The organism is Pseudomonas sp. Os17 (assembly GCF_001547895.1).
Taxonomy (GTDB): domain Bacteria; phylum Pseudomonadota; class Gammaproteobacteria; order Pseudomonadales; family Pseudomonadaceae; genus Aquipseudomonas.
In genome coordinates, this window is the sequence record NZ_AP014627.1 from 4,024,345 (window position 1) to 4,049,422 (window position 25,078).

Below are 25,078 nucleotides of genomic sequence, written 5' to 3' on the forward strand. Positions count from 1 at the left end.
GAGTAGAAATAGAATGACCCGCCAGGGGCGGCGGGCCGGTCGGGCTCAGCCGCGCCAGGCCGGGTTTTCGATCAGCAGCGCCATGCCCTGGCCGCCTCCCACGCAGGCGGCGGCGATCCCGTAGCGCAGGTTGTGCTCGCGCAGTTGCCGGGCCAGGGTCAGCACCAGGCGCAGGCCGCTGGCGGCCAGGGGGTGCCCCAGGGCCAGGGAACCGCCCCGGGCATTCAGGCGCTCACTGTCCAGCTCCAGCTCCCGGGCCACGGCCAGCAGCTGGGCCGCCTGAGCCTCGTTGATTTCAAGGCGACCCACCTGTTCCAGGCCCAGGCCGCTGCGCTGCAGGAGCAGGCGGATTGCCGGAGCCGGGCCGATGCCCATGCACTCCGGCGCCACCCCGACCACCGCACTGCCCAGCAACAGCGCCAGGGGCGTCGTGATGCAGGCCGACGCCCGCCCGACCAGGGCCGCCGCCGCGCCATCGACCACCGCGCAACTGTTGCCGGCGGTCTGCACCCCGCCCTCGTGGATCGTCCGCAAGCACGCCAGGGCAGACAGCTCACCAGGGCGCGGATGACTGTCCTGGCTGACCGTCTCGACACCCCGTGGCAGGCGAATGCCGCGCGGTCGATAGCAGTCGAGCTCGAAGGCCTGCTGGCTTACGGCGACGATTTCCGGCGCGAACCAGCCCGCCTGCTGCGCCGCCAGGGCCCGCTGATGGCTGGCGCAGGCATAGCCGTCCACGGCTTCGCGGGTCAGGCCATAACGCCGCGCCAGGTTGTCAGCGGTGGCGATCATGTCCAGCCCCGGCGCCGGGTCGTACAGCGCCTCCCATAAGAAGTCCTTGAACTGCACCGCCGCCCCCAGGCGAAAGCCGCCGCGATGGGTGTAGGCGGCAATCGGGTTGCGCGACATCGATTCACTGGCCACGCACAACGCCAGTTGCACCTCGCCCCGCAGCTGCTCGGCCGCCTGGCGCAACAGCTCGAAACCGGTGGCGCAGATGCGCTGCACCCCCAGGGCCGGCACCGCTTGCCCGACGCCGCTGTACAGGCCGATGTGCCGGGGCAGCAGGTAGGCGTCGAAACTGGCCTGGGCCATGGAGCCGGCCAGCACGCTGTCCACCGCCCGGGCATCGATGCCGGCGCGCTGCAGTACCTCGCGGCCGACCTTGATCCCCAGATCGATCGGCGAGATCTCCGCCAGGTCCCCGCCAAGGTCGACCCAGGGCGTGCGCAATGCCTCAAGGATCGCCACATCGGCAAACTCGCTGTACTGCCCGGCGCCGTTCATGGCTTGGGCTCGGCGCGCAGGATCGACGGTTCGCGGCCGCGATACAGGTCCTCGACCTGCTCGGCGCGCCACTGCAACACCGCGCGCTGGTTGATCGAGCCCTTGTCGGTGATTTCCCCGCGGTCGATGGACGCCGGCTCCACCTGCAGGGCGATCCACTCCAGGCGGCTGGCGTTGCCGCTGGCCTCGCGGTTCAGGCGCTGCAACCAGTCGCCGAACCACTGGCGCACCGGCGCGCTGGCCAGCACCTGGGCATCGCTGGCCTCGGCGCCCAGCGCCGCCAGCCGCCGGCATTCATACAGCCGCGGGAACACCAGGGCCCCCAGGCACTCGCGGTCCGGGGCGGCCACCACCAGGTCCTGGACATAGGGCGAGCCTTCGAGCACCGCGCGATTGCGCAGCGGGCCGACGCTGACAAAGACCCCGGACGACAACTTGAAATCCTCGGCAATGCGCCCGTCGAACATCAGCCCCAACTGCGGGTCCTGGGGATCGGCGAGCTTGAGCGCATCCCCCGAGCAATAGAAGCCCTGGGCGTCGAACACTTCTGCGGTCTGCTGCGCCGCGCGCCAGTAGCCGGGCATGATGTGCGGCCCGCGAAAGCGCCCTTCGAGCTTGCCGTCCACCGGCACCAGGCGCACTTCGCACCCCGGCGCCGGCAGGCCGATGTAGCCGGCCATCGACAGCGGCCCGGTGGTGAAGGTGCAGGACGGCGCGGCCTCGGTCATGCCGAGCCCGGCCATCATGCGGATGCGTTCGCCGCAATGCTGCTCGGCGACCCGGTCGAGACGGTCCCAGACACTTTGCGACAGCCCGGCGGCAGCGAAGAAGAACAGGCTCATGCGCTTGAAAAAACACTCGCGTAGCTCGGCGTCCTGCTCCAGGGCGTTGACCAGCTCCTCCCAGCCCTTGGGCACGGTCAGGTAGGCGGTGGGCGAGATCTCCTTGAGGTTGCGCAAGGTTTCGGCAAAGCCCTGGGCCGTGGGCTTGCCGTCGTCCAGATAAAAACTGCCGCCGTTGTAGAGCACGATGCCGACGTTATGGCTGCCACCGAAGGTGTGGTTCCAGGGCAGCCAGTCCACCAGCACCGGCGGCTCTTCGCCGAACACCGGGAAGGTCTGCAACAGCATCTGCTGGTTGGCGCAGAGCATGCGCTGGGTGGTGATCACTGCCTTGGGCAGCTTGGTCGAGCCCGAGGTGAAGAGAAACTTGGCGATGCTGTCCGGCCCGGTGGCGGCAAAGGCCGCATCGGCCTCGGCCCCACCGGGCTCGGCCAGCAGGCTGGCGAAGCTCGCCTGGCGTCGCCCCGGCACCTGGCCACGCACGCAGATCAGCGGCGTCTCGGGGGGCAGCACCGCGTCGATGGCCCGCTGGTAGGCGCCAGCATCGCTGACAAACACCAGCCCCGGCTGCAACAGGTCGCAGACATGGCGCAGCTTGGCAAAGTCCTGGGACAGCAGCGAATAGGCCGGCGACACCGGGCAATAGGGAATCCCGGCGTACATCGCGCCCAGGGCCAGTTGCAGGTGTTCGATGTCATTGCCCGAAAGCAGCGCCAGCGGCTTGTCGGCGGACAACCCGTAGCCGAGCAGGCCCTGGGCGATGGCGCGCACGCTGTCGAGCATCTGCCCATAGCTGACCCGGCGCCAGTCGCCGCCGGCCTCGCGGGCGGCAATGAAGGTCTGCTCGGGGCGCACCCGGGCCCAGTGCAGCAGGCGATCGAGCAAGCGCTGCGGCAAGGGCGCCAGGGGTTCCAGGGAGCGCATGTGCAACACGCCCTGCTCTTCACTGACGGCAACCGCCGGCCGGCCGATGGACACCTGGCGGTAACGCGGCGGCTCGGCCGCGGGTGGGGATGGCGCTCTGAATTGGCAACTCACGTACATGTCCTCCATCAAGGCACGCCTGCGCCGCGCACGCAGGGCGACGGCTGGCAAGCGTGGCAGCCGATGGCTGCGGCCTTGTTATTGTTATGCCCTGCCTGCACACGGGCCGCGTGCTCAAGAACCTGCTTGCGATCTGCTGCGCTTGGCTGACGCGGCGTTAAAAAGCGTTGTTCGCCAGATCGAAAGCCGGTTCAGAGGGCACCGCGCCCGTGGCGACGGATCAGATCGGGTAGTGCCGCGGGCCGTTCTGCAAGGTGACCCAGCGCAATTGGGTGAAGTGCTCGATCGAGGCCTTGCCGCCAAAACTGCCGTAGCCGCTGGACTTGACGCCGCCAAACGGCATCTGCGCCTCGTCGTGCACGGTGGGCCCGTTGATGTGGCAGATGCCCGACTCGACCCGTTGCGCCAGGGCCAGGGCCCGCCCGGTGTCGCGGCTGAAAATCGCCGCCGACAGGCCGAACTCGGAGTCGTTGGCCAGACGCAGCAACTCTTCATCGCCGCTGCCGCGCAGCAGCACCGCCACCGGTCCGAAGGACTCCTCGCGGTACAGGCGCATCGATGCGGTGACGCCGTCGAGCAGGGTCGGCTGCAGAATGCTGCCGTCCAGTTGCCCGCCGACCACCAGCCGCGCGCCCTGTTCCAGGGCATCGTCGATCAGTGCCCGGATACGCGTGCCGGCGCTGGCATCCACCAGCGAACCGAGCACCGAATCTGCGGCCGCCGGGTCGCCGGCGCGCAGGCTCTCGACCTTGGCCGCCAGCTTGGCGACGAAGGCATCGGCCACCTTGGCATCGACGATCAGGCGCTCGGTGGACATGCAGATCTGTCCCTGGTTGAAGTAGGCGCCAAACGCCGCGGCCGCGACGGCCGCGTCCAGGTCGGCATCGTCCAGCACCAGCAGCGGCGCCTTGCCGCCCAGCTCCAGCAAGGCCGGCTTGAGGTGGCGCGCCGCAAGCTCGCCGACAATCCGCCCGACATGGGTCGAACCGGTGAAGTTGACCCGGCGCACCGCCGGGTTGGCGATCAGCCGCTCGACAATCGCCGCGGCATCGGCCGGGGCATTGCTGATGACGTTGACCACGCCATCGCCCAGGCCGGCGTCCTGCAGCACCTGGCCGATCAGGCGATGCACCGCCGGGCTCAGTTCGGAAGCCTTGAGCACCACGCTGTTGCCACAGGCCAGGGGCATGGCGATGGCCCGGGTGGCGAGAATCACCGGGGCGTTCCACGGGGCGATGCCCAGCACAACGCCACAGGGTTGGCGCAGGGCCATGGCGAAACTGCCGGGAACATCCGAGGGAATGACTTCGCCATTGATCTGGGTGGTCATCGATGCCGCTTCACGCAGCATGTTGGCCGCCAGGCGCACGTTGAAGCCGTACCAGTTGGCCATGGCCCCGGTCTCGCCGGCGGCGGCGATGAATTCCTCGCTGCGGGCCTGCAATTGCTCGGCGGCCCCGAGCAGGCGGCTGCGGCGTTCGTTGGGGGCCAGGGCCGCCCAGGCGGGGAATGCGGCCTGGGCCGCGGCCACGGCGGCGTCGGCATCGTCCAGGGTCGCGGCGGCCACGCGCGATACCACCGCGCCGGTCACCGGGTTGCGGCGTTCGAAGGTTCGACCGTCGCCGGCGGGGCGCGACTGGCCACCTATCAGCAGGGGCACGTCCAGCATGGTGATTCCTCTTGTTGTCTTTGTCGGGAATGCAGCGCAGCGGTGTAACAGTAAGGCCAGGGGCATGGCGAACGGCGGGATGGACCCGCCGTTCGCCGGCCGGGCTCAGCGTTTATACGCCTGCAGGCCGGGCTTGATGCTCTTCTCGTCAAGAAACTGCTTCATGCCCTGCTCACGACCGCCTTCGGTGTCCAAAAGGCGCGACTGATCGAGCTTGGCGTACAGGTAGTCTTCGTTCTGCTCCCAGGTCAGCTCGCGGCAACGCTTGAAGCCGTGCTTGGCGGCACGCAGCACCACCGGGTTTTTCTCCAGCAGATTGCGCGCCAGCTCGATGGTGACTTCACGCAGTTGCGCCAGGGGCACGCTTTCATTGACCAGGCCCATCTCGGCGGCTTTCTGCCCGCCAAAGGTCTTGCCGGTCATGATGTAGTACAGCGACTGGCGATGACCCACGGTGTCGGCCATGGCCTTGCTCACCAGGTTGCCCGGCGGGATGCCCCAGTTGATTTCCGAGAGGCCGAAGGTCGCCTCATCGGCGCAGATCGCCAGGTCGCAGGCCACCAGCGGGCTGAAGCCGCCACCGAAGCACCAGCCATTGACCATGGCGATGGTCGGCTTGGCGTACATACGCAGCAGTTTCCACTGCCACTGGGAGGCTTCGCGACGGATTTTTTCCTGAAGGATCTCCGGCCCGGCATCCACCTCGCGAAAGTACTCCTTGAGGTCCATGCCGGCGGTCCAGGCTTCACCGGCGCCAGTCAGCACCAGCACGCCGGCGGCCGGGTCCTGCTCCAGGGTTTCCAGCACGTCGATCATTTCCCGGTTCAGGGTCGGGCTCATGGCGTTGCGTTTTTCCGGGCGATTGAGGATGACCCAGGCAATGCCCTCTTCGATTTCGACCTTGACCGTTGTCCAGCGACCTTCGTAGTTGCTCATGGCGATGCTCTCTTGTTCTGGCTTGAAGATGGGTCGAAATTAAACCGCAAAATTAGTTATGTCAATTAACTATTAATTTGATTAACCATTTTTCTTCATCGCGGAAAAATCCTTCTGCAACGCCTGCCAACACAGGCAAACGTAGCTATCAGCGGCCGACCCCGGCAAACTGGATAGCCTTGTTAACCGACCCAGGATGTTTTTGTCATGGCCAAGCCCGCTCCCCTCGCCGACCCGCGCGAGGCCCCACCCGCCAACGCCGAGGTCCAGGCGCCGCTGGATTCGGCCCTGGACGAACTGATTGGCTACGCCATGCGTCGCGCCCAGCTCAAGCTGTTCCAGAACCTGATCGGCCGGCTCTCGGTCCACGACCTGCGGCCCGCGCAGTTCTCGGCCCTGGCGATCATCGACAGCAACCCGGGGCTGATGCAGGCCGACCTGGCTCGCGCCCTGGCCATCGAGCCGCCGCAAGTGGTGCCCCTGCTCAACAAACTGGAAAGCCGCGCGCTGGCGGTACGGGTGCGCTGCAAGCCGGACAAGCGCTCCTACGGGATCTTCCTCAGCAAGACCGGCGAAACCCTGCTCAAGGAGCTCAAGCAGATCGCCGCGCAAAGCGACGTCGACGCCACGTCGGCCTTGAGTGGCGAGGAGCGCGAAGAACTGCTGCGCCTGCTGAAGAAGGTTTACCAGGACCAAAGCCAAGGTGCCGGCACAGGGCCGGCACGCTGAGGCGGCAAGGTGCTTGCGGGCCTACCAGATCGGCAAGGTGTAGAGCACCAGGAAGCGGGTCTGGTTTTCATCGCGGAACGCCGCGCCCGCCGGGAAATCATTGCGATAGATCGACTTGCGCGCCACCAGCCCGAGGTTCTTCAACGGACCGCTCTGCAGCACGTACCCCAACTCCATCTGAAACTCGCGCTCCTTGCGGTCGCTGGCGTTGAAGGCCGCCAGCTCGATATGGTCGCCGCGCACGTAACGCAGCCGACTCTTGAGCCCGGGCAGGCCGGAGGCGGCAAAGTCATAGTCGTAGATGGCTTGCCAGGTGCGCTCCTTGGCGTTGAGAAAGTCCGAACTCATGGTCAGCTCGCTCATGCCCATCAACTCGGTGCCGGAGATGTAGGGCGTGGCCGTGTCGCCACTGGAATGCATGTAGCCCAGGCTCACCCGGTGCCCGCCGAACTTGTAGCCGAACAGCGCCGAGAGGTTGCGGTTGTCGACCCGACCGGCCTTGGCGCTGCCGTCTTCCCGGCTGAAAAAACTGCGCAGGTCGCTGCTCAGCACGCCATCGCCCAGGGGCAGGTTGTGCAGCAGGGCCAGGGTGTCCTGCTGGTAGAGGTCGGCCACCTGGGCGTGATAGGCGCGCAGGCCGAGGTCCTTGTTGACCTGGTAGTCGCCCCCCAGGTACGCCAGGTGCGAGGTGCTGGCCGTGGCATTGAAACGCCGGTTGGGCGAGGCAATGGTCATGGCCTGGTAGTCGGTGGAGTCGCGCTTGTTGATGCGGTCGATGTAGCCGGTGTTGAGGGTCAGGCCGTCGATGTCCCTGGAGCTCAGGGTGGTGCCGCGAAAGGTCTGCGGCAGCAAGCGCGACGGGCTGGCAAAGGCGAACGGCAGGAAGATCGAGACATCGCCGGTCTTCACCGTGGTCTGGGCAAAGCGCAGTTTGGCGGTGGGCGCCAGCCGCGAGTATTCATCCGCGGCGCGCTTGTCGCTGGCCGACACCGGCAGCAGTTCGGTGCCGCTGCGGTCCGGCGAGGAGTCGAGCTTGACCCCCAGCAGCCCGCGCACATCCAGGCCGAAACCGACGGGGCCCTCGGTGAACCCCGACTCCATGTTCATGATGAAACCCTGGGCCCATTCCCGGGCGGCGGTCTTCGCCCCATCGTCCTTGTAGTCGCGATCCAGGTAGTAATTGCGCAGGGTCAGGGTGCCGTGGCTGTCGTCGATAAAACCCGCCGCCCGGACTGGGCCGGACAACAGGCTCAAGCCCAGCAAGGCCAGAGCCAGCCGCGTGGGGAGACTGGGCACACAGGAAGCTGACGCCGCAACGGCGTTGGTGGGGAGATTTGGCATGTCCGATGTCCATTTTTTGTTGTTGTTTTAGGGGGCGAACGAGGGCCTGGCAGCCGACGTCGCGGACAGAGAATGGAAACAGCCCAAGCCTGACGTCAACCACAAATGACCGATAATCGAACATTAATAATATTATCTATTTTTACAGTGAATCCTTATTGATAGTTTATCTATCTGATTTAAATGGCTTTATTTGCATTTATTGGCCTAAATCAAGGCGCTATTCATTTTTTAGTTATCTTTGTTATCTTAATCGCCAGCCACCAGCGCCGGCGCATTCAGGCCCGGCGTCCGACTGGCCACCACAACAAAAACAACAATGAGGTTTGCCCATGGACAGTCCATCGCGTCGTTCGACGCTGACCATCGCTTTGTGCTTTATCGTTGCGCTGATCGAGGGGTTCGATCTGCAGGCGGCCGGCACCGCCGCCGCCGGATTGCGCCAGAGCTTCGCCCTGGATCCGAAGATGATGGGCTGGGTGTTCAGCGCCGGGATCATCGGCCTGCTGCCCGGGGCATTCTTCGGCGGCTGGGTCGCCGACCGTATCGGGCGCAAGAAGATCCTGGTCGGCGCGGTGCTGCTGTTCGGCCTGTTCTCGCTGTGCACGGCCTACGTGGAGAGCTATTCGAGCCTGCTGCTGGTGCGCTTCATGACCGGCCTCGGCCTCGGCGCGGCGCTGCCCAACCTGATCGCCCTGTGCGCCGAAGCGGTCAGCGAACGCCGCCGGGGCACGGCCATCAGCGTCATGTACTGCGGCGTGCCCCTGGGTGGCGCGCTGGCGGCGGTGGTGGCGATGTTCTCCAGCGAACATTGGCAGACCACCTTCATCATCGGCGGCCTGGCGCCGCTGCTGGTGGTGCCGCTGATGGCCGGGTTGCTGCCCGAATCCAGTGCCTTTCGCCAACACACCGCCAGTGCCGGCACCCAGCGCGCCTCCACCGCCCAGGCGCTGTTCGGCGCAGGTCGCGCGCGCACCACGCTGGCCCTGTGGCTGAGCTACTTCTTCACCCTGACCGTGATGTACATGCTGCTCAACTGGCTGCCCTCGCTGCTGCTCGAACAGGGCTTCAGCAAACCCCAGGCGGGCCTGGTGCAGATGCTGTTCAACATCGGCGGCGCCCTCGGTTCGCTGCTCGGCGGCCTGCTGCTGGACCGCTGCAACGGGCTCAAGGTGGTGCTGTTCGTGTACGCCGGGTTGCTGGCGGCGCTGGCCGGGGTCGGGCTGTCGCAGGGCATTGCGCCCATGGCCCTGGCCGGATTTGCCGCGGGGCTGTTCGTGATGGCCGCACAATTGGTGCTCTACGCGCTGGCACCGCCCTCCTACCCGACCGCGGTGCGTGCCACCGGCGTGGGCGCTGCCGTGGCCATCGGCCGCCTGGGCTCGGTGGCCGGCCCCCTGGCCGCCGGGCAGATCCTCGCCGCCGGCGCCGGCACCGCCGGGGTTTTGCTGGCCACCTCGCCAGGGCTGGTCATCGCTGCGCTGTCGATCCTCACGGTCATCGCCCGGGCCAACGCCACGCCCGAGCTCAAGCCTGCGCATTGAACCTTGCACAGGGCGGTTACCGGGCTCCCGGTAACCGCGCCAAGAAGCTTGGCCCGCGACTGCGCACTGTTCGAGGACGGCCCTAGAACCCCACCGTCGCCGACACCAGCCAGGTGCGCGGCGTCGACAAGGTCAACCCCGCCGCGCTGTCGGACGAGCTTGCGGCCGAGGCCCAGTAGGCGGTGTTGAGCACGTTCTCGACACTGGCGCGCAGGGTGATCGGTTTCTTGCCCAGCTCGAAGGCATAGCGCGCCCCCAGGTCATAGCGCTCCCAGCCGGGGATTTTCTGCTGGTTGGCCGGGTCCAGGTATTGCGAGCTGGAGTGAATCGCCCGCGCGGTCAGGGTCAGGCCGCGCAGGCTGTCGATGTCCCATTCGGCGCCAAGGTTGGCGTTGACCACCGGCGAGCCGGTGCCGCGATTGCCGTCATACAGGCCCTGGCCGGTTTCGGTCTGCACGCTGTCGAGCAGCATCAGCCCGCCCAGCAGGCGCACGCCGTCATGGGGCTCGCCGAAGACATTCAACTCCAGGCCCTGGTTGCGCAACTGACCATCGGGCTTGTAGTTGTTGTTCTCGTCGTAGACATAGGACGGCTGCTGGATGCGAAACAGGCTGGCGCTCATGCCGAAACGGCCCAGGTCGTACTTGGCGCCGACCTCCACCTGTTTGCTGCGATACGGGGCGAACACTTGGTTGGCATTGGTGGCGGTGGTCGGGGCGGTTGCGCCCTGGCTCAGGCCTTCCATGTAGTTGCTGTACAGCGACAGCTGATCGGTGACCTTGACCACCAGGCCCAGGGCCGGGGACAGGGCCTTCTCGTCATTCACCGGTTCTTCGCGCACGCCATCGCTCCAGGTGCTGACCTGGACCCGCTGCAAGCGTGCGCCCAGGGTCAGCAGCACCCGATCCTCGGCAAGGCTTAAGGTGTCGGCCAGGGCCAGGCTGGTGAAGCGGTTTTCCGTGTGGGTGCTGGTGTCGAGGCGATTGGGACGCCCGGGCAACGGCAGCTCCACCGGGCGGTAGAGGTTGCTGACACCGCGCGGGTAGCGCTCGCCGGCGTTGTCGAAATCCATGTTGAAGCGGTTCAGGCTCAGGTTCACGCTGTGCCCGACCGGCCCGGTCTGAAACCCGCTGCGCAGGCCGATGACGGCGGTCTTGACGTCCTCGTCGCGACGGAAGGTGCGCGGGGTCACGGTGAAGTCGCCGGCGCTGTTGGTCACCTGCACCGCATGGCGCAGAAAGTCGTAGTTGCCTTTGCGCGCCCCCAGGGCGGCGTACACCATCACTGAATCGCTGAGATCATACTCGCCGCGCAGCGCGCCGAAGCTGTCCTTGGAATGGGCATAGGTCCAGGACTGGGCGATGTTGTGGCGGATGTCTTCGGCCTTGGGCATTTTCGCCGTGGCCGCCACTTCGACCCGCTCGATCGGCGCGTCGGCGTGACGTTCCTGGTGCCCCAGGTCCAGGGACAGGCGCAGCCGCTCATCACGCAGGTCGAGGCCGATGACTCCGGTTTCGCGCTGGAGCTGCTGGTGGTCCCACTCGGTGTCGCCGGACTGGCGCACACCATTGAAACGCAGGCCGAAGCGGTTGCCCTCGCCAAAGCGCCGGCCGATGTCCACCGCGCCACCGGTCTGCCCGGCGGACGCATAGAGTGCGGTGAACTCGGTCAGGGGAGTGTCCGCGGCGCGCTTGGGCTCGATGTTGATGCCGCCGCCGACGCTGCCCCGGGGCGCAATCCCGCCCAGCAGCATGCCCGGACCCTTGAGCACATCCAGGCGCCCGACCATTTCCATGTCGATGGCGTAGGTCGGCAGGATCCCGTACAGGCCGCCGTAGGACACGTCACTGTTGAACAGGCTGAAGCCGCGCACCGAGAACTGCTCGAAACGCCCGCTGGCCGGGTTGGTGGTGCGAACCGAAGGGTCGCTGGCCACGGCGTCGCCCAGGGTTCGCGCCTGCTGGTTCTTCAGCGCCTCGGCGGTGTAGGACGTGAGGTTGAACGGGGTGTCCATGAAATCGCGGTCGCCGAGCAGGCCCTGGCTGCCCTTGCGATCCACCTGGCCCCCGGCATAGGGCTCGCCGCTGACAGGGAGATCGCTGCCGAGAATCGAGGTGGCGGGCAGCGCCAGGCCGCCGGCCTCGGGGACCGGCGCCAGGGTGTAGGCCTGTTCGCCCACCGCGTGCAACTGCAGGCCCGAACCCTGCAGCAGCCGGGCAAAGCCCTCCTGCACCGCGAACTCACCGGAAAGCCCGGGGCTGCTGCGCCCTTCGACCAGCCGCGGGTCCACCGCCAGATCGACTCCGGACAGCCCGGCAAAGCGGGTCAGGACAGCGCCCAGGCTGCCGGCCGGCACCTGGTAGCTGCGGCGGCCACCCTCCTCGGCCCAGCTCAAGGGAACCAGCAACGGGCTGGCGCTCAGGCTCAGCAGCAGACTCAGACGCAACAAGGGACGCACAGCAGCAGGCATGACGCAGGGCATTGAAGAGGCTCTCTTTTTCGTTCACTTACCTGCAATGACAGGCACCTGGAAAAAAGGGGACAGCCCTCAAGCGAGTTTTTTACGCGAACGCAGCGTGACCCAGAAACGCGTCCGCGCCTGCACCTCCAGTGGCAGGCTGGCGGCCAGCAAGGCCAGCACCCGGTCGGTGTCCTCGACACGGAAACTGCCGGTGACCCGCAGCGCCTCCAACTCCGGGTCCCAGCGCAACACGCCGCGGCGGTAACGACTCAACTCGCGCAAAAAATCCCCCAGCGGCTGGTCCTGGGCCAGCAACACCCCTTCGCGCCAACCGGGTATCGCGCTGTCGAAGACCTGCGGCAACCCGGCGCCGGAAGCCTGCAGACTGACCTGCTGCCCGCCGTGCAGGGTCAGGGCCGGCCCCTGCAAGGGCTGCACCTGGACCACGCCGCTGACCACCGAGACCCGACAGCCGAGGCGCTCCTGGCGCACGCAGACTTCGCTCTGGCTGACCCGCACCCGACCGAAGTCGGTGTACAGGGTCAGGGCCGAATGGCCCGGCACCCTGAGCGCGATCTCGCCCTGCACCAGAGTCAGGCGGCGCGCCGCCAGGTCCAGGTCCAGCGCCGTGGCGGTATTGAGTTGCAGGAAACTGCCGTCGGCCAGGGACAGCTGCCTGCGCTCGCCGGTGGCGGTGTGCAGGTCGGCGCGCCACGCCTCCAGGGGCAATTGCCGGCTCAGCCACCAGGCGCTCGGCACCAGCAGCGCCACTCCCAGGCCGCGCTTGAGCAGGGCCCGACGTCCCACTTGCGGGCGGTCGAGGCTGGCCAGGGCCAGGGCCGGGGGCAGTTCGGCGAAACGTTGGCGCAACAGTTGGGCTTTCTGCCAGGCCTGTTCGTGGCTGGCGCAGCGCTCGCGCCATTGTTGCAGGCCCTGCTGGTCGCTCTCGCTGGCGCTGCCGGACTCCAGTAAGGCCAGCCAGCGCGCCGCGGCGCGGGCGACCTGGCGCGGATCGCTGCCGGTGGACGAGGTCACAGCTCCACCAGCAGGCAGTGTTCGTAGGCTTGGGCCATGTAGCGCTTGACCGTGCGCTCGCTCACCCGCAGGCGCTCGGCAATCTCGCGGTAACCCAGGCCTTCCAGCTGGCTCCAGAGAAACGCCCGGCGCACCGGATGGGGCAGGCCATCGAGCAGCTCGTCCAGCGCCTGCAGCGCTTGCAGGACAATCCAGCGCTGTTCGGGCGAAGGCACGCAGGCCTCGGGCAAGGTCGCCAGGGCGTTGAGGTAGGCCTGTTCGAGGCTGCGCCGCTGATGGAAGTTGATCAGCAAGCGCTTGCCCACGGTCAGCAGGTAGGCCCGCGGCTCCTGCAACTGGGCCAGGGGTTGGGTGCTGCCGAGCACCCGCAGGAAGGTGTCCTGGCTCAGGTCGGCGGCATCCCAGGCGTTGCCCAGGCGTCGCCGCAGCCAGCTTTCAAGCCAACTGCGGTGCTCACGGTACAGGTTGTCGAAGGTGTGCTCCGTTGGCAGTACGGCGTCATTCATGGCAAGGGCACCCGGCGTGGCACGTTAAATCAAATGAGACTCATTCTATTTAATATCGCTCACCGGCACACCTTCTTTTGTTGCCCTGGTCCTGGCGTGCCCCGCCCCGCTCATGCCCCATCGGCGCACTGGCCAGGTTCAGACCGGCGCCGCGCGGGCTCCTGGCAGCCCCCACGCCACAGCCGGCTACCACAGCGCAATATGGGAGTCCGCCCGGGGCTCGGTGCCGCCACAGAACACGCCGCTGACCGGGTCGCGCAGAATGATCTGGCCGCGTCCGTAGTTGAGCGAGTCGTGGGCGATCTGCACCTGATGGCCGCGCCGGGCCAGGGCGTTGGCCAGATCGCCCGAGGCGCCCTGCTCGATGCCCACGCGCATGTCCCCCAGCCATTGCCAGCGCGGCGCATCCAGTGCGGCCTGCGGGTTGAGGCCGAAATCCACCAGGTTCATGACCATCTGCACATGGCCCTGGGGCTGCATGTAGCCGCCCATCACGCCGAACGGCCCGAGGGGCACACCGGCCTGGCTGAGAAAGCCCGGGATGATGGTGTGGAAGGTCTTCTTGCCCGGCGCCAGAGCGTTGGCGTGCGCCGGGTCGAGGCTGAATTCCTGGCCACGGTTCTGCAGGGCGATGCCGCTGTCCGGCAGCACCACCCCGGAGCCGAAGCCGTGATAGTTGCTCTGGATGAACGACACCATGTTGCCCTCGGCATCCGCCGTGGCCAGGTACACCGTACCGCTGGCATGGGGGTCGCCGGGTTTGGGCGGTTGCGCCTGTTCGGCGATCTGCCCCCGCCGCCGGGCGCTGTAGGCGTCGCTGAGCAGATCGGCCACCGCCACGCGCATGTGCGCCGGGTCGGTGATGTGGTGCAGGCCGTCGCTGTAGGCCAGCTTCATCGCCTCCAGCTGGCGGTGCCAGGTCTGCTGGCTGTCACGCTGGTCGAAGTCGAAGCCTTCGAGGATCTTCAGCGCCATCAGCGCCACCAGCCCCTGGCCGCTGGGAGGGATCTCCCAGACCTGATAGCCGCGGTAATCGACCTTGATCGGTTGCACCCACTGCGCCCTGTAGCCCTCAAGGTCACTGGCCCGCAGGTAGCCGCCGGTGGCCCGGGAATGGGCGTCCAGGCGCTGGGCCAGTTCGCCGCGATAGAAGCTCTCGCACAGGCTGGCCGCCAGTTCCTGCAGGGTCCGCGCCTGGGCCGGGTTGCGAAACACCTCCCCGGCCCGGGGCGCGCGGCCGTCGATCAGGAAGGTGTCGAACCAGGGTTGCAACAGCGGGTCGCGGTGGGGAGCGAACTCCTCCAGGGCGATCTGCCATTGCCGGGCGACCACCGGCGACAGGGGGAAACCGTCCCGGGCCAGTTCAATGGCCGGTTGCAGCAACTGGGCAAAGGGCAGCTTGCCGAAGCGCCGGGACAGTTCGGCCCAGGCCGAGGGGCAGCCCGGCACGGTGACCGGGGTCCAGCCATACAGCGGCATCTGCGCGTGCCCGGCGGCCCGCACCGCCTCGATGCTCAGGGCGGCCGGGGCCTGGCCGTTGGCACTCAGGCCATGCAACTGGCCCTGGGTCCAGACCAGGGCAAAGGCGTCGCCCCCCAGGCCGCAGCCCGTGGGTTCGACCACCGTCAGCACTGCGGCGCTGGCAATCGCGGCGTCGATGGCATTACCACCGCCACGCATGATCTCGATCCCGGCCTCGGCGGCCAGGGGCTGGGACGCGGCGACCATGCCGCGACGGGCATACACGCTCTGGCGTTGTGAGGCGTAGGGGTACTCATGGGCAGAAAAATTCAGCATGGCAAAGGCTCGTGCAAGGGTTGAGGCCGCAAAAAATCACAGCACGCGGCTGAGAAAGGCTTGGGTCCGCGGGTGGCTGGGGCGGCTGAAGATCTGTTCCGGCGGCCCCTGCTCGATCAGTTCGCCCTGGTCGAGCACCACCACCCGGTCGGCCACCTCCCGGGCAAAGCCCATCTCGTGGGTGACCACCACCATGGTCATGCCCTCTTGCGCCAGCTGCTTCATCACCTGCAGCACCTCGCCCACGGTTTCCGGGTCCAGGGCGCTGGTGGGCTCGTCGAAGAGCATGGCCTGGGGCTTCATCGCCAGGGCCCGGGCGATGGCCACCCGTTGCTGCTGGCCGCCGGACAGCATCGACGGGTAGTGCCCGGCCTTGTCCGCCAGGCCGACCCGGGCGAGCAAGGCCCGGGCCTGCTCCACCGCTTCGGCCCGGGGCACGCCGAGGACCTGGATCGGCGCTTCGATGATGTTTTCCAGGGCCGTCATGTGGGGAAACAGGTTGAAGCGCTGGAACACCATGCCGATGTCCCGGCGCTGGCGGGCGATGTTGCGCTCGCTATCGCGCACCAGGCTGCCGTCGGCGCGCTCGCGATAGCCCATGGCCCGGCCGTTGACCCGGATCAGCCCGGACTGGATCTGCTCCAGCAGATTGATGCAGCGGATGAAGGTGGTCTTGCCCGAGCCCGAGGCGCCGATCAGCACCACCACTTCACCGCGGCGTACCGACAGGGAAATGCCCTTGAGGATCTGCAGGGCGCCGAACGACTTGTGCAGGTCCCGGGCCTCGATGATCAGGTCTTCACTCTGGTGTGCCATGTTCAACGTCCCCGCAGCAATTTGAAGGTGTGGCGCCCGAACATCCGGTGGCCGGCGGCCGGCGGCGCGGGTCGGTCACTCTGGCCGAAACGCTTTTCCAGCCAGCGCTGGAAGAAGCCCCACAGGGTGGTCAGCAGCAGGAAGTAGAGGGCCACCACCAAGTACAGCTCGAACACCCGGAAGGTCGCCGAAGTGACCATCTGCGTGCTCAGCAGCAGCTCCTGCACGCCGATCACGCTGACCAGGGTGGTGTTCTTGAGCATCACGTTGAACTCGTTGCCCAGGGGCGGAACGATCACCCGGAACGCCTGGGGCAGGACGATGCGCCGCATCAGCTTGGCGAAGGTCATGCCCAGGCAGCGCCCGGCCTCGTACTGGCCCTTGTCCACGGCGCCGATCCCGGCGCGGATGATCTCCGCCATGTAGGCGCCTTCGTTGAGGCCCAGGGCGATGATCGCCGCCTGGATGTTGCCCGGCACCACCAGGCCGAACAGTTGCAGGTCCTCGAAACGGAAGATCCCGCCAGCCGCCAGGGCGGTGTAGAGAAAGACGATCTGCACCAGCAACGGCGTGCCGCGCATCAGCCACACGTAAAAACGTACCGGCAGGTGCAGCAAGGGGTTGCGCGACAGGCGCAGCAGCGCCGCCGCCAGCCCCAGGACACAGCCCAGCGCCATGCCCAGGACACTGATCACGCACGTCAGCCAGAGCCCGGTGAGGTACACCCCGCTGGGTTGCAGCAGGTACTGCCAGAACACATCCCAATTGAAATTCATCGCGGCGCTGCCTCAGTTCAGGGTGTCGCTGCTGACCTGCCACTGGCTCAGCAACCGGGCATAGCTGCCGTCGCTGCGCATGTCGTTGATGATCTGCTGCACCGCGGCGCTCAACTGCGCATCGTCCTTGCGGATGCCCAGGCCGGTGAGGATCCGGCTGAAGGCCGGCACCCCTTCCTGAAACAGGTCCGGGGCCATGGCGGCGTAGTAGCCGGCGGTTTCCACGGTGGTGCCGTAGGCGTCCACCTGACGGATACGCAAGGCCTGGAAGGCATCGGTGTCGCTGTTGTAGACCACCAGTGTCATCGGTGCCTTGCCAGCCTGGGCGAGGCTGGCGTTGTGGGCGTCCAGCAGGGTCTTGATGGTCGAGCCGTTGAGCACCGCAACCTTGCGCCCGGACAAATCATCCAGGCTCTTGATCGCCTTGGGGTTGCCCTTGGGCACCACCACCGACTGGCTGGAATACATGTAGTTGACGATGTCGATCACTTCGCGCCGTTCGGGCTTGTCGAACAGCTGGTCGACGATCATGTCGCACTGCCGGGCCAGCAGCGCCGGGAGCAACCCGGAGAACGGAATCACCCGCCATTGCACCTCCTTGTTGCCCAGGCGGCGGGCGATTTCCAGGCCCAGGTCGACGCTCAGCCCGCGGGGCTTCTGGGCTTGGTCGAAAGACACCAGGGGCGGTGAATCCATCCCCGAGCAATAGGTGAGCTTGTCGACCTGTTGCAGGCGCTCCGGCACCTGGGGCGCGGCGGCGGCCCACTGTGCACAGAGTCCCAGGGATACGGCCACCAGCAAGGCGCGGCGTTTATGCATGACCAGACACTCCACTTCGTTGAACAACGGGGGCAGGATTCAAAGTCAACACAAGGGGCGGGCTCGGGCCCGCTTCTATTGTTCCGTTTGCAGAAACTGGATCAGCGCCGGCACCGTGCCCTCGATGTGCTCGCGCACCACCGCTTCGGCACGCTCGGCATCGCCGGCGCGAATCGCATCGAGGATCACCGCGTGCTCCTGGCGGGCGCTGAGGGGTTTTTCGCCGTGTTGCAGCCACAGGCGCATGGGCGCCTCCACCAGCGAATAGAGGGCCGAGATCTGCTTCATCAGCCGGGGCCGGCCGCTGAGGCTGCACAGGTATTCATGGAAGGCCCGATGGCGGCTGACCCACTCGGCGCTCTCGTCACGGTAGTCGTCCATCTCGTCCAGCAGCCGTTCCAGGGCCGCCAGCTGGCGCTCGCCGATACGCCCCACCGCCACCCGCACCGCCAGGCCTTCGAGGGCGCTGCGCATCTCGAACACTTCGTGCAGCTCTTCGATGTCCAGGCCGCTGACCACCGCCCCGCGATTGGGCCGCAGGGTCACCAGGCCCTGGGCATCGAGGCGGCGAAAGGCTTCGCGCACCGGCATGCGGCTCATGCCGATCTCGCTGGCGATGTCCTCGGCGATCAGCCGGTCGCCCTTGCGGTAGCGGCCGCCGCAGATCGCCTCCAGGAGAAAGTTGTAGGCCTCCTCCTCGGCGGTCAGCGGCTGGCGGTCAACGTAGGCGGGAGCGAATTGCATAGAGGCACCTTTTGTATTTTTGTATCCAATTATCCATAGATACAAAAAAGCAGAATGCGTGCCAGCTTTGCGCAAGCGGACTCAAGTCATTGATTTGCCGAACCAGTGCTCGATGAGCAGGAAGGTGCCAGGAGCGCGGCCAAGGCCAGGCTGCTACGAAAACGCGCAGGCAGTGAGTCAAAGTGGGGCATACAGGTTGCGCCCGGTAACAAGCGCCATCGGGGCTGCGGCAACCCCCGGAGCCACCCGGGCGTTGCCGCGATCAACGCCTCAGAACGTCAGGCAGATTTTCCCCAGGTGCGCGCCCGAGGCTTCATGGGCGAAGGCCTTGGCGATCTCTGCCAGGGGGAAGGTGCTGTCGATCACCGGCTTGATGCCGGTGGCTTCCAGGCCACGGACCATCTCGATCTGCTGCTGGCGGCTGCCGACGATCAGGCCCTGCAGGCGTTGTTGCTTGGCCATCAACGCCGCCGTCGGCACCGGGCCGGACCAGCCGGTGAGCACGCCGATCAGGGCGATATGCCCGCCGATGCGGCAGGCCGTGATCGACTGCGGCAAGGTGCCCGGGCCGCCGACTTCCACCACGTGATCGACGCCGCGCCCGCCGGTGAGCCTGAGCACTTCGTTGCCCCACTCAGGCTGGGTGCGGTAGTTGATGGTGTGGTCGGCCCCCAGTTCGCGGACCCTGGCCAGCTTGGCGTCCGAGGACGAGGTGGCAATCACCGTGGCGCCCATGGCCTTGGCCAGTTGCAAGGCGAAGATCGACACCCCGCCGGTGCCCAGCACCAGCACGGTGTCCCCGGCCTTGAGCGCGCCATCCACCACCAGCGCGCGCCAGGCGGTCAGGCCGGCGGTGGTCAGGGTCGCGGCTTCGGCGTGGCTGTAGCCTTGGGGCGCATGGGTGAACCAGTGGCTGGGCTGGATCACCACTTCACGGGCGTAACCGTCGACGCCATCGCCCGGGGTGGTGCTGAAATCGGCAATCGCCGGGCCGCCATCGTGCCAATGGGGGAAGAAGCAGGACACCACCGCATCGCCGACCTTGAACTCGCTGACGCCCTCGCCCACCGCTTCCACCACCCCGGCACCGTCGGCCATGGGAATCCGCCCATCGGCAGTCGGTAGCGCGCCGGTGACCACGGCGTAATCGTGGAAATTCAGGGAACAGGCATGCAGGCGCACGCGGATCTGCCCGGCGCCGGGTTGCCCGGGATCGGCCAACTCCACGGTTTTCAGGTTGTCCAGGGATGCCGGCAGGCTGAGCTTGATGGCTTGCATGGAATGGGTCTCCACAGATCGATAATTGTCCAGGGGGCTAACCCTACCACCAATACCGGCGATCTGTAGCCGCTGCCGCAGGCTGCGAACGGCTGCGCAGGAGACGCAGGTTTTCAGTGCCGCTGGAGGCTCGGCTCGGAACTGCCAAGCAAGGCCCTGCGGGCCTTTGCGCAGCTTCGCGGGCTCGGCAGCGGCGACAACCCTCAGCGAGTTCCGTCGCGTTCCACCCGCCTGGCCCGCACAAAACACTGCTCGGTCACCGTCGCGCCCCACTGGTCGCCCACCTGCTCCTGCGCCAATACGAAGCCGTGTTGCTCATACAGCGTGCGCGCCGCGTCCAGGCCCTTGAAGGTCCACAAGCGGGTGGCGGCAAAACCCCACTGGTCACAGAACGCCAGGGCCTCGCCCAGCAGTCGCCGGCCCAGCCCTCGACCGCGGGCAGCCTCGTCGAGGATGAAGCAACGCAGGATCGCCTCACCGCCCTCGCCTTCCCCATCGATGGCGATGGACCCGACGATCCGCTCGCCCCGCAGCGCCACCCAGACCTGGTTGCGCGGGTTGTGCAAACGCCCCATCAGCTCGGCCATGTCCGCCGCCACCAGGCTTTCGAAGGGCTGACCGAAACCGGCCCGGGCGGCGTAGTAGCAGGCATGCATTTCGGCAATGCGGCCAATCACCCCCGGCCGGTAGCCAGCGGCGATGGACCAGCACTCGGGCGGCTCGGGCGCCTCGCCCAGGCGCACCGCACGCAATGCCCGGGCGTAGTCGGCGATGCCTGTCGAGGCACAAAGCTGCTGGTCCGCGCTCAGGTGCGCCAGGGCCGCGGCCACCTGGGCCTGGGCAAAACGGTCGATGCCGTCCAGGGTCTGGCGTCCCTGGGCGGTGAGGTGCAGCCGCTTGGAGCGGGCATCCTGCGCATCGGCCTGTTCGCCGATCTCGCCCGCCTCCACCAGCTTGCGCACCAGCCGGCTGACGCTGGATTTCTCCAGGCCCAGCAGCGTCACTAGGTCACTGGCGGTCAAGGCATTGCCCTGGCCGATTTCCAGCAGCGCGTGCACCGCCGAGGGCGGGTAGTCGGTGGCGGCCAGGGTGCTGTGCATGAAGCCCAGCTCGCGAACCATCTGCCGGGAAGCCTGGCGCAATTGAGGGATGAAACCTGCGGATGGGCTCGACATAAGCGTGACCTCGTTCGTGGACTTTTTAGTTGTAGCTTACAACTATATAGCCGACAAGCCCGATGTGCTCGGGCCCTGGTCGGCAGCGATAAAAACTCGAGCGCGCACTAATGAGAAGCATTACCATAAACACCCTTTTCGCCCGCCTCGGTCCCGGAACCTCTATCGATGGTGCCCAATTCTTCGCTACAGCACGCCGTGGGCGAGCTCTACGTCCAGCATCACAACTGGGTGGTGCAGTTGCTGCGGCGCAAGCTCGGCAACCAGGACCAGGACCAGGCCCTGGACCTGGCGCAGGACACCTTCCTGCGCATTCTGCGCAGCGAGCAACTGCCGCTGTTGCGTGAACCCCGGGCCTACCTCAATACCGTGGCCAGCCGCCTGTGCGGCCAGTATTTCCGCCGTCAGGCCCTGGAGCGCGCCTACCTGGAATCCCTGGCGCAGCTGGAGCCACAGCACCAGCCTTCGCCGGAAACCCGCCTGCTGGTGCTCGAAGCCCTGGACGCCGTGGGCCAGGTACTGGATGGCCTGGGCGCCCGGGTGCGCGAAGTGTTCTTGCTGTCCCAGCTCGAAGGCCTGACCTACCCGCAGATTGCCGAGCGCCTGCAGCTCTCGGTCAACGTGGTGCAAAAAGCCATGCTCAAGGCCTACCGCCATTGCTACGCGGCGGTGTACCCGGGATGAACGCCTTCCAGCCGGTGGACGATCAGGGCGCCGTGGAACAGCAGGTCCTGGACCAGGCTCTGGAGTGGCTGGTGTTGCTGCAATCGGGCATCAGCAACCCCGAGCAGCAGGCCGCCTGCCTGGCCTGGCGCCGGGCCGAGCGGCAACACGAACTGGCCTGGCAACGTCTGGTCGGCATCGGCCAGGACCTGCGTGACAGCACCCGCAGCCTGCCCGCGCCCCGTGCCCGGCAGCTGCTGCAGGCCCGCAGCCACCCCGGGCGGCGCACCCTGCTCAAGGGCATCGTCGGCCTCGGCGTGGTGGCCGCCAGCAGCTGGAGCGTGCGTGAACGGCTGCTGTTGCCGCAGCTGTTCAGCGACTACCACACCAGCACCGGCGAGCGCCGCCAACTGCAACTGGCCACGGGCGCCAGCCTGCAACTGGACACCCGCACCAGCCTCGATCGGCAGCACAGCCCCCTGGGCCTGCAACTGCGGCTCAACACTGGCCGCCTGCTGTTGACCCTGGGCAACGCCGCGCCGCTGCGGATCGTCACCGCCGATGCGTGGATACTGCTGGCGCCCCAGTCGCAACTGATCCTCAGCGTCGGCTGGCCGGGCAGCCACGGCACCCGGGCACAGGTGCTCGCCGGCAGCGGCTCGCTCAGTAACACCCAGCACCCCGCGCTGAGCCTGGGCGCGGGCCAGCAAGTGGAAATCAACCAGCAGCGGATCGGCGCCCTGACCACAGTGCCCGCCACCGCCAGTGCCTGGACCCAGGGCCTGCTGATCGCCGAGCGCCAGCCCCTGGGCGAGGTGATCGCCGAGCTCGACCGCTATCGCCCGGGCCTCTTGCGCTGCGCCGCCGAGGTCGCCGGGTTGCGCGTCTCCGGCTCGTTCTCCCTGGACCAGCCGGACGCCAGCCTCGACCTGTTGGCCAAGACCCTGCCGATTCGCATCCGGCGGGTAATGGGTTACTGGGCCACCGTGGAGGCCAGCTGATTTTTTCCGTTTTTTTTCCGAAGCGGCGGCAGTTTTTTCAATCTCGTGCATCAAGACCAGGGAAGAAGCTGGAAAACAGCTCAGCGCCAACCCTTCTCAACCCACGGATTTCCCTTATGCACATTCGCCTTACGCCCCTTGCCGCGGCCTTGCGCCCGGTGTTCATCGGCCTGTCCATCGCCAGCACCAGCCTGCCGCTGATGGCCGCCGAAGCCGGCGCCGCCGTGACCGACCGCCAGCAGCGCGACTACGCCATCGCCCCGGGCAACCTGGACCAGGTGCTGGGCGCCTTCGGCCAGCAATCGGCAAGCATGATCGCCATCGATGCCAGCCTCAGCGCCGGCAAGCGCAGCACCGGCCTCAATGGCCGCTTCAGCGTGGACGAAGGCCTGCAGCGCCTGCTCAAACCCCTGGGCCTGCAAGCCGTGGCCGAGGGCGCGGGCTATCGGGTGGTCCAGGCCAGCGGCGGTGAACGGGTCGAGCTGGGGGCGACCACGGTCAGCGCCAACCAGTTGGGCAGCGTTACCGAAGGCACCGGTTCCTATACCCCAGGCACCATCGCCACCGCCACCCGGCTGGTGCTGACCCCGCGGCAAACCCCGCAGTCGATCTCGGTGGTGACCCGCCAGGTGATGGATGACTTTGGCCTCACGGCAATAGACGACGTGATGCGCCACACGCCGGGTATCACCGTATCCACCTACGACAGCGAACGCACCAACTACTATTCCCGCGGTTTCTCCATCGTCAATTTCCAGTACGACGGCATCCCGACCCTGCGTGACGCCCAGTACTCGGCCGGCCAGACCATGACCGACATGGCGCTGTACGACCGCGTCGAAGTGCTCAAGGGCGCGACCGGCCTGCTGACCGGCGCCGGCGGCCCTGGCGGCACCATCAACCTGATCCGCAAGAAGCCCACGTCCGAGTTCAAGAGCAGCATCGAGCTCGGCGCCGGCTCCTGGGACAACTATCGCACCCAGATTGATGTCAGCGGGCCGCTGACCGACTCCGGCAACGTCCGCGGCCGGGCGGTGGCCGCCTACCAAGACAAGAAATCGTTTCTTGATCACTACCAGCGCAAGACCAATGTCTACTACGGCATCCTTGAATTCGACCTGTCACCGGACACCCTGCTGACCCTGGGTGCCGACTATCAGGACAGCGACCCGAAGGGCTCGAGCTGGACCGGCACACGTACCGTCTATGACCCGGACGGCAATTATCTGAACCTGCCTCGCTCGTTCAACAATGGTCCGAAGTGGAGCAGTTGGGAACAATACACCCGTACCGTGTTCGCCACCCTGGAGCACAACTTCGACAATGGCTGGGTCGCCAAGACCCAGTACAACCACCAGATCAACGGCTATAACGCGCCCCTGGGCTACGTCTCCCAGGACACCGCTACCACCAGTTCGATCTACGCTCGCAAATACACTGGCGAAACCACCAGTGACAGCCTCGACGTCTATGCATCCGGACCTTTCGAACTCTTCGGTCGAGAACACCAGCTGGTAGTGGGCCAGTCCCTGTCGATCTCGGAATGGAAGGGCAAGGACTATTCCGACGCCACCTATTTCGACAACGCCTATGACTTCTACAACTGGCACGGCGAAGCCATCGAGCCCCTGTGGAACCAGCCGACCAAGATCAACGATGAAACCACGCGCCAGACCGGCACCTACATCACCGGCCGCTTCAGCCTGATGGACGACCTGTCGCTGCTGCTCGGCACCCGCGTCGCCAATTTCCAGGTCACCGGTACCAGCGACACCAAGGAGAGCGGCAAGGTAGTGCCCTATGCCGGCCTGGTCTACGACCTCCACGACAATGTCTCCGCCTACGCCAGCTACACCGAGATTTTCCAACCGCAAACCCAGTACCGTGACCGCACGCGCAAGATGCTCGAACCCAACGAAGGGAAAAACTACGAGGTCGGGCTCAAGGGCGAGTTCTTCGACGGTCGCCTGAACTCCAGCCTCGCCTACTTCGAGGTACACGAGGAAAACCGTCCAATCGCCGACACCCTCTACAACTCCAATCCTGGGGTCGACTTCTCCTATATCGCCACCAAGACCAAGACCAAGGGCTACGAAGCGGAGATCTCCGGTGAGCTGCGTCCTGGCTGGCAATTGCAGGCCGGCTATACCCACAAGGTCAGCCGTGATGCCGACGGGGTGAAGGTGGCCACCTGGGAACCGCAAGATCAGCTCAGTTTCTATAGCAGCTACAAGCTCGGCGGCAGCCTCGACAAACTGACCCTGGGCGGTGGCGCCCGCTGGCAGGGTGAGGGCTGGCAAACGCTGTACAACCGTGGCAAGGACCGTTACGAAAAGTTCTCCCAGGACCCGTTCTGGCTAGTGGATCTGATGGCGCGCTACCAAGTCACCGACAACCTTTCGGCGACCCTGAACGTCAACAACCTGTTCGACAAGTCGTACTACACCAACATCGGTTTCTATGACTCGGCCTACTACGGTGACCCACGCAATGTGATGGTGACCACTCGCTGGGACTTCTAAGACCTGGTTCCCCAATCGGTGCACCCTGCCCAATCGGGCAGGGTCGGGCCGCTGACAATCACCTGGTACCGGGTAGCCCGATGCGGCGACCAC

The 25,078-nt window shown here is 66.5% G+C and carries 20 protein-coding genes; 5 read left to right on the forward strand and 15 right to left on the reverse strand.

From position 1 onward, the window contains the following. Positions 1-45: 45 nt before the first annotated feature. From POS17_RS17760 to POS17_RS17775, 4 genes are all read right to left on the reverse strand, one after another. The gene (locus POS17_RS17760; protein WP_060839783.1) at positions 46-1,287 is read right to left on the reverse strand and encodes a thiolase family protein; all 1,242 of its coding nucleotides are present in this window, start codon (positions 1,285-1,287) and stop codon (positions 46-48) included. Beyond that, positions 1,284-3,167 carry a feruloyl-CoA synthase gene (locus tag POS17_RS17765; RefSeq protein WP_060841966.1) on the reverse strand — a complete coding sequence of 628 codons (1,884 nt, stop codon included), beginning with the start codon at positions 3,165-3,167 and terminating at the stop codon, positions 1,284-1,286. The genes POS17_RS17760 and POS17_RS17765 overlap by 4 nt, the downstream gene beginning before the upstream one ends. Positions 3,168-3,393: 226 nt before the next feature. Continuing rightward, positions 3,394-4,842, reverse strand: coding sequence for an aldehyde dehydrogenase (locus POS17_RS17770; RefSeq protein WP_060839784.1), 1,449 nt, complete (start codon positions 4,840-4,842; stop codon positions 3,394-3,396). A gap of 105 nt (positions 4,843-4,947) precedes the next feature. Beyond that, positions 4,948-5,778, reverse strand: coding sequence for a p-hydroxycinnamoyl CoA hydratase/lyase (locus POS17_RS17775; protein WP_060839785.1), 831 nt, complete (start codon positions 5,776-5,778; stop codon positions 4,948-4,950). Between the two features lie 207 nt (positions 5,779-5,985). Here POS17_RS17775 and POS17_RS17780 point away from each other — a divergent pair, with 207 nt between their 5' ends. Continuing rightward, positions 5,986-6,507, forward strand: a complete 522-nt coding sequence (locus POS17_RS17780) for a MarR family winged helix-turn-helix transcriptional regulator (RefSeq protein ID WP_060839786.1) — start codon at positions 5,986-5,988, stop codon at positions 6,505-6,507. 21 nt (positions 6,508-6,528) lie between these two features. Here POS17_RS17780 and POS17_RS17785 read toward each other — a convergent pair whose 3' ends face one another. Then, positions 6,529-7,848: an OprD family porin gene (locus POS17_RS17785; RefSeq protein ID WP_060839787.1), complete on the reverse strand. Its 1,320-nt coding sequence runs from the start codon at positions 7,846-7,848 to the stop codon at positions 6,529-6,531. A 332-nt stretch (positions 7,849-8,180) separates the two neighbouring features. Here POS17_RS17785 and mhpT point away from each other — a divergent pair, with 332 nt between their 5' ends. Beyond that, positions 8,181-9,392: a 3-(3-hydroxy-phenyl)propionate transporter MhpT gene (gene mhpT, locus POS17_RS17790; protein WP_060839788.1), complete on the forward strand. Its 1,212-nt coding sequence runs from the start codon at positions 8,181-8,183 to the stop codon at positions 9,390-9,392. Between the two features lie 82 nt (positions 9,393-9,474). Here the strand turns inward: mhpT and POS17_RS17795 are convergent, their stop codons facing one another. The 10 genes from POS17_RS17795 to POS17_RS17840 form a co-directional block, all read right to left on the reverse strand. Beyond that, positions 9,475-11,874 (reverse strand): TonB-dependent receptor, encoded by a 2,400-nt coding sequence (locus tag POS17_RS17795; RefSeq protein ID WP_060839789.1) that lies wholly within the window; start codon positions 11,872-11,874, stop codon positions 9,475-9,477. A gap of 66 nt (positions 11,875-11,940) precedes the next feature. Beyond that, positions 11,941-12,888, reverse strand: coding sequence for a FecR domain-containing protein (locus POS17_RS17800; protein ID WP_060839790.1), 948 nt, complete (start codon positions 12,886-12,888; stop codon positions 11,941-11,943). Beyond that, positions 12,885-13,394 carry a sigma-70 family RNA polymerase sigma factor gene (locus POS17_RS17805; protein WP_060839791.1) on the reverse strand — a complete coding sequence of 170 codons (510 nt, stop codon included), beginning with the start codon at positions 13,392-13,394 and terminating at the stop codon, positions 12,885-12,887. Before POS17_RS17805 ends, POS17_RS17800 begins: the two co-directional genes overlap by 4 nt. A gap of 186 nt (positions 13,395-13,580) precedes the next feature. Beyond that, the gene (locus POS17_RS17810; protein ID WP_060839792.1) at positions 13,581-15,191 is read right to left on the reverse strand and encodes a gamma-glutamyltransferase family protein; all 1,611 of its coding nucleotides are present in this window, start codon (positions 15,189-15,191) and stop codon (positions 13,581-13,583) included. Positions 15,192-15,227: 36 nt separating this feature from the next. Continuing rightward, the gene (locus POS17_RS17815) at positions 15,228-16,007 is read right to left on the reverse strand and encodes an amino acid ABC transporter ATP-binding protein (RefSeq protein WP_060839793.1); all 780 of its coding nucleotides are present in this window, start codon (positions 16,005-16,007) and stop codon (positions 15,228-15,230) included. A 2-nt stretch (positions 16,008-16,009) separates the two neighbouring features. Then, positions 16,010-16,783, reverse strand: coding sequence for an amino acid ABC transporter permease (locus tag POS17_RS17820; RefSeq protein WP_060839794.1), 774 nt, complete (start codon positions 16,781-16,783; stop codon positions 16,010-16,012). Positions 16,784-16,795: 12 nt separating this feature from the next. Beyond that, positions 16,796-17,602, reverse strand: a complete 807-nt coding sequence (locus tag POS17_RS17825) for an ABC transporter substrate-binding protein (RefSeq protein WP_060841967.1) — start codon at positions 17,600-17,602, stop codon at positions 16,796-16,798. A 75-nt stretch (positions 17,603-17,677) separates the two neighbouring features. Continuing rightward, complete coding sequence (locus POS17_RS17830; RefSeq protein WP_060839795.1) at positions 17,678-18,346, reverse strand: GntR family transcriptional regulator; 669 nt, start codon at positions 18,344-18,346, stop codon at positions 17,678-17,680. A 270-nt stretch (positions 18,347-18,616) separates the two neighbouring features. Further along, positions 18,617-19,624: a zinc-dependent alcohol dehydrogenase family protein gene (locus POS17_RS17835; RefSeq protein WP_060839796.1), complete on the reverse strand. Its 1,008-nt coding sequence runs from the start codon at positions 19,622-19,624 to the stop codon at positions 18,617-18,619. Between the two features lie 203 nt (positions 19,625-19,827). Then, positions 19,828-20,799: a GNAT family N-acetyltransferase gene (locus tag POS17_RS17840; RefSeq protein WP_060839797.1), complete on the reverse strand. Its 972-nt coding sequence runs from the start codon at positions 20,797-20,799 to the stop codon at positions 19,828-19,830. Between the two features lie 168 nt (positions 20,800-20,967). Between POS17_RS17840 and POS17_RS17845 the strand changes: the two genes are divergently transcribed. The 3 genes from POS17_RS17845 (at position 20,968) to POS17_RS17855 (ending at position 24,985) form a co-directional block, all read left to right on the forward strand. Then, entirely contained in the window at positions 20,968-21,483 is a 516-nt protein-coding gene (locus tag POS17_RS17845) for a sigma-70 family RNA polymerase sigma factor (RefSeq protein ID WP_060839798.1), read from the forward strand. Then, entirely contained in the window at positions 21,480-22,463 is a 984-nt protein-coding gene (locus tag POS17_RS17850; RefSeq protein WP_060839799.1) for a DUF4880 domain-containing protein, read from the forward strand. The genes POS17_RS17845 and POS17_RS17850 overlap by 4 nt, the downstream gene beginning before the upstream one ends. A gap of 116 nt (positions 22,464-22,579) precedes the next feature. Next, positions 22,580-24,985 carry a TonB-dependent siderophore receptor gene (locus POS17_RS17855; protein WP_060839800.1) on the forward strand — a complete coding sequence of 802 codons (2,406 nt, stop codon included), beginning with the start codon at positions 22,580-22,582 and terminating at the stop codon, positions 24,983-24,985. The last annotated feature ends 93 nt before the right edge of the window (positions 24,986-25,078 follow it).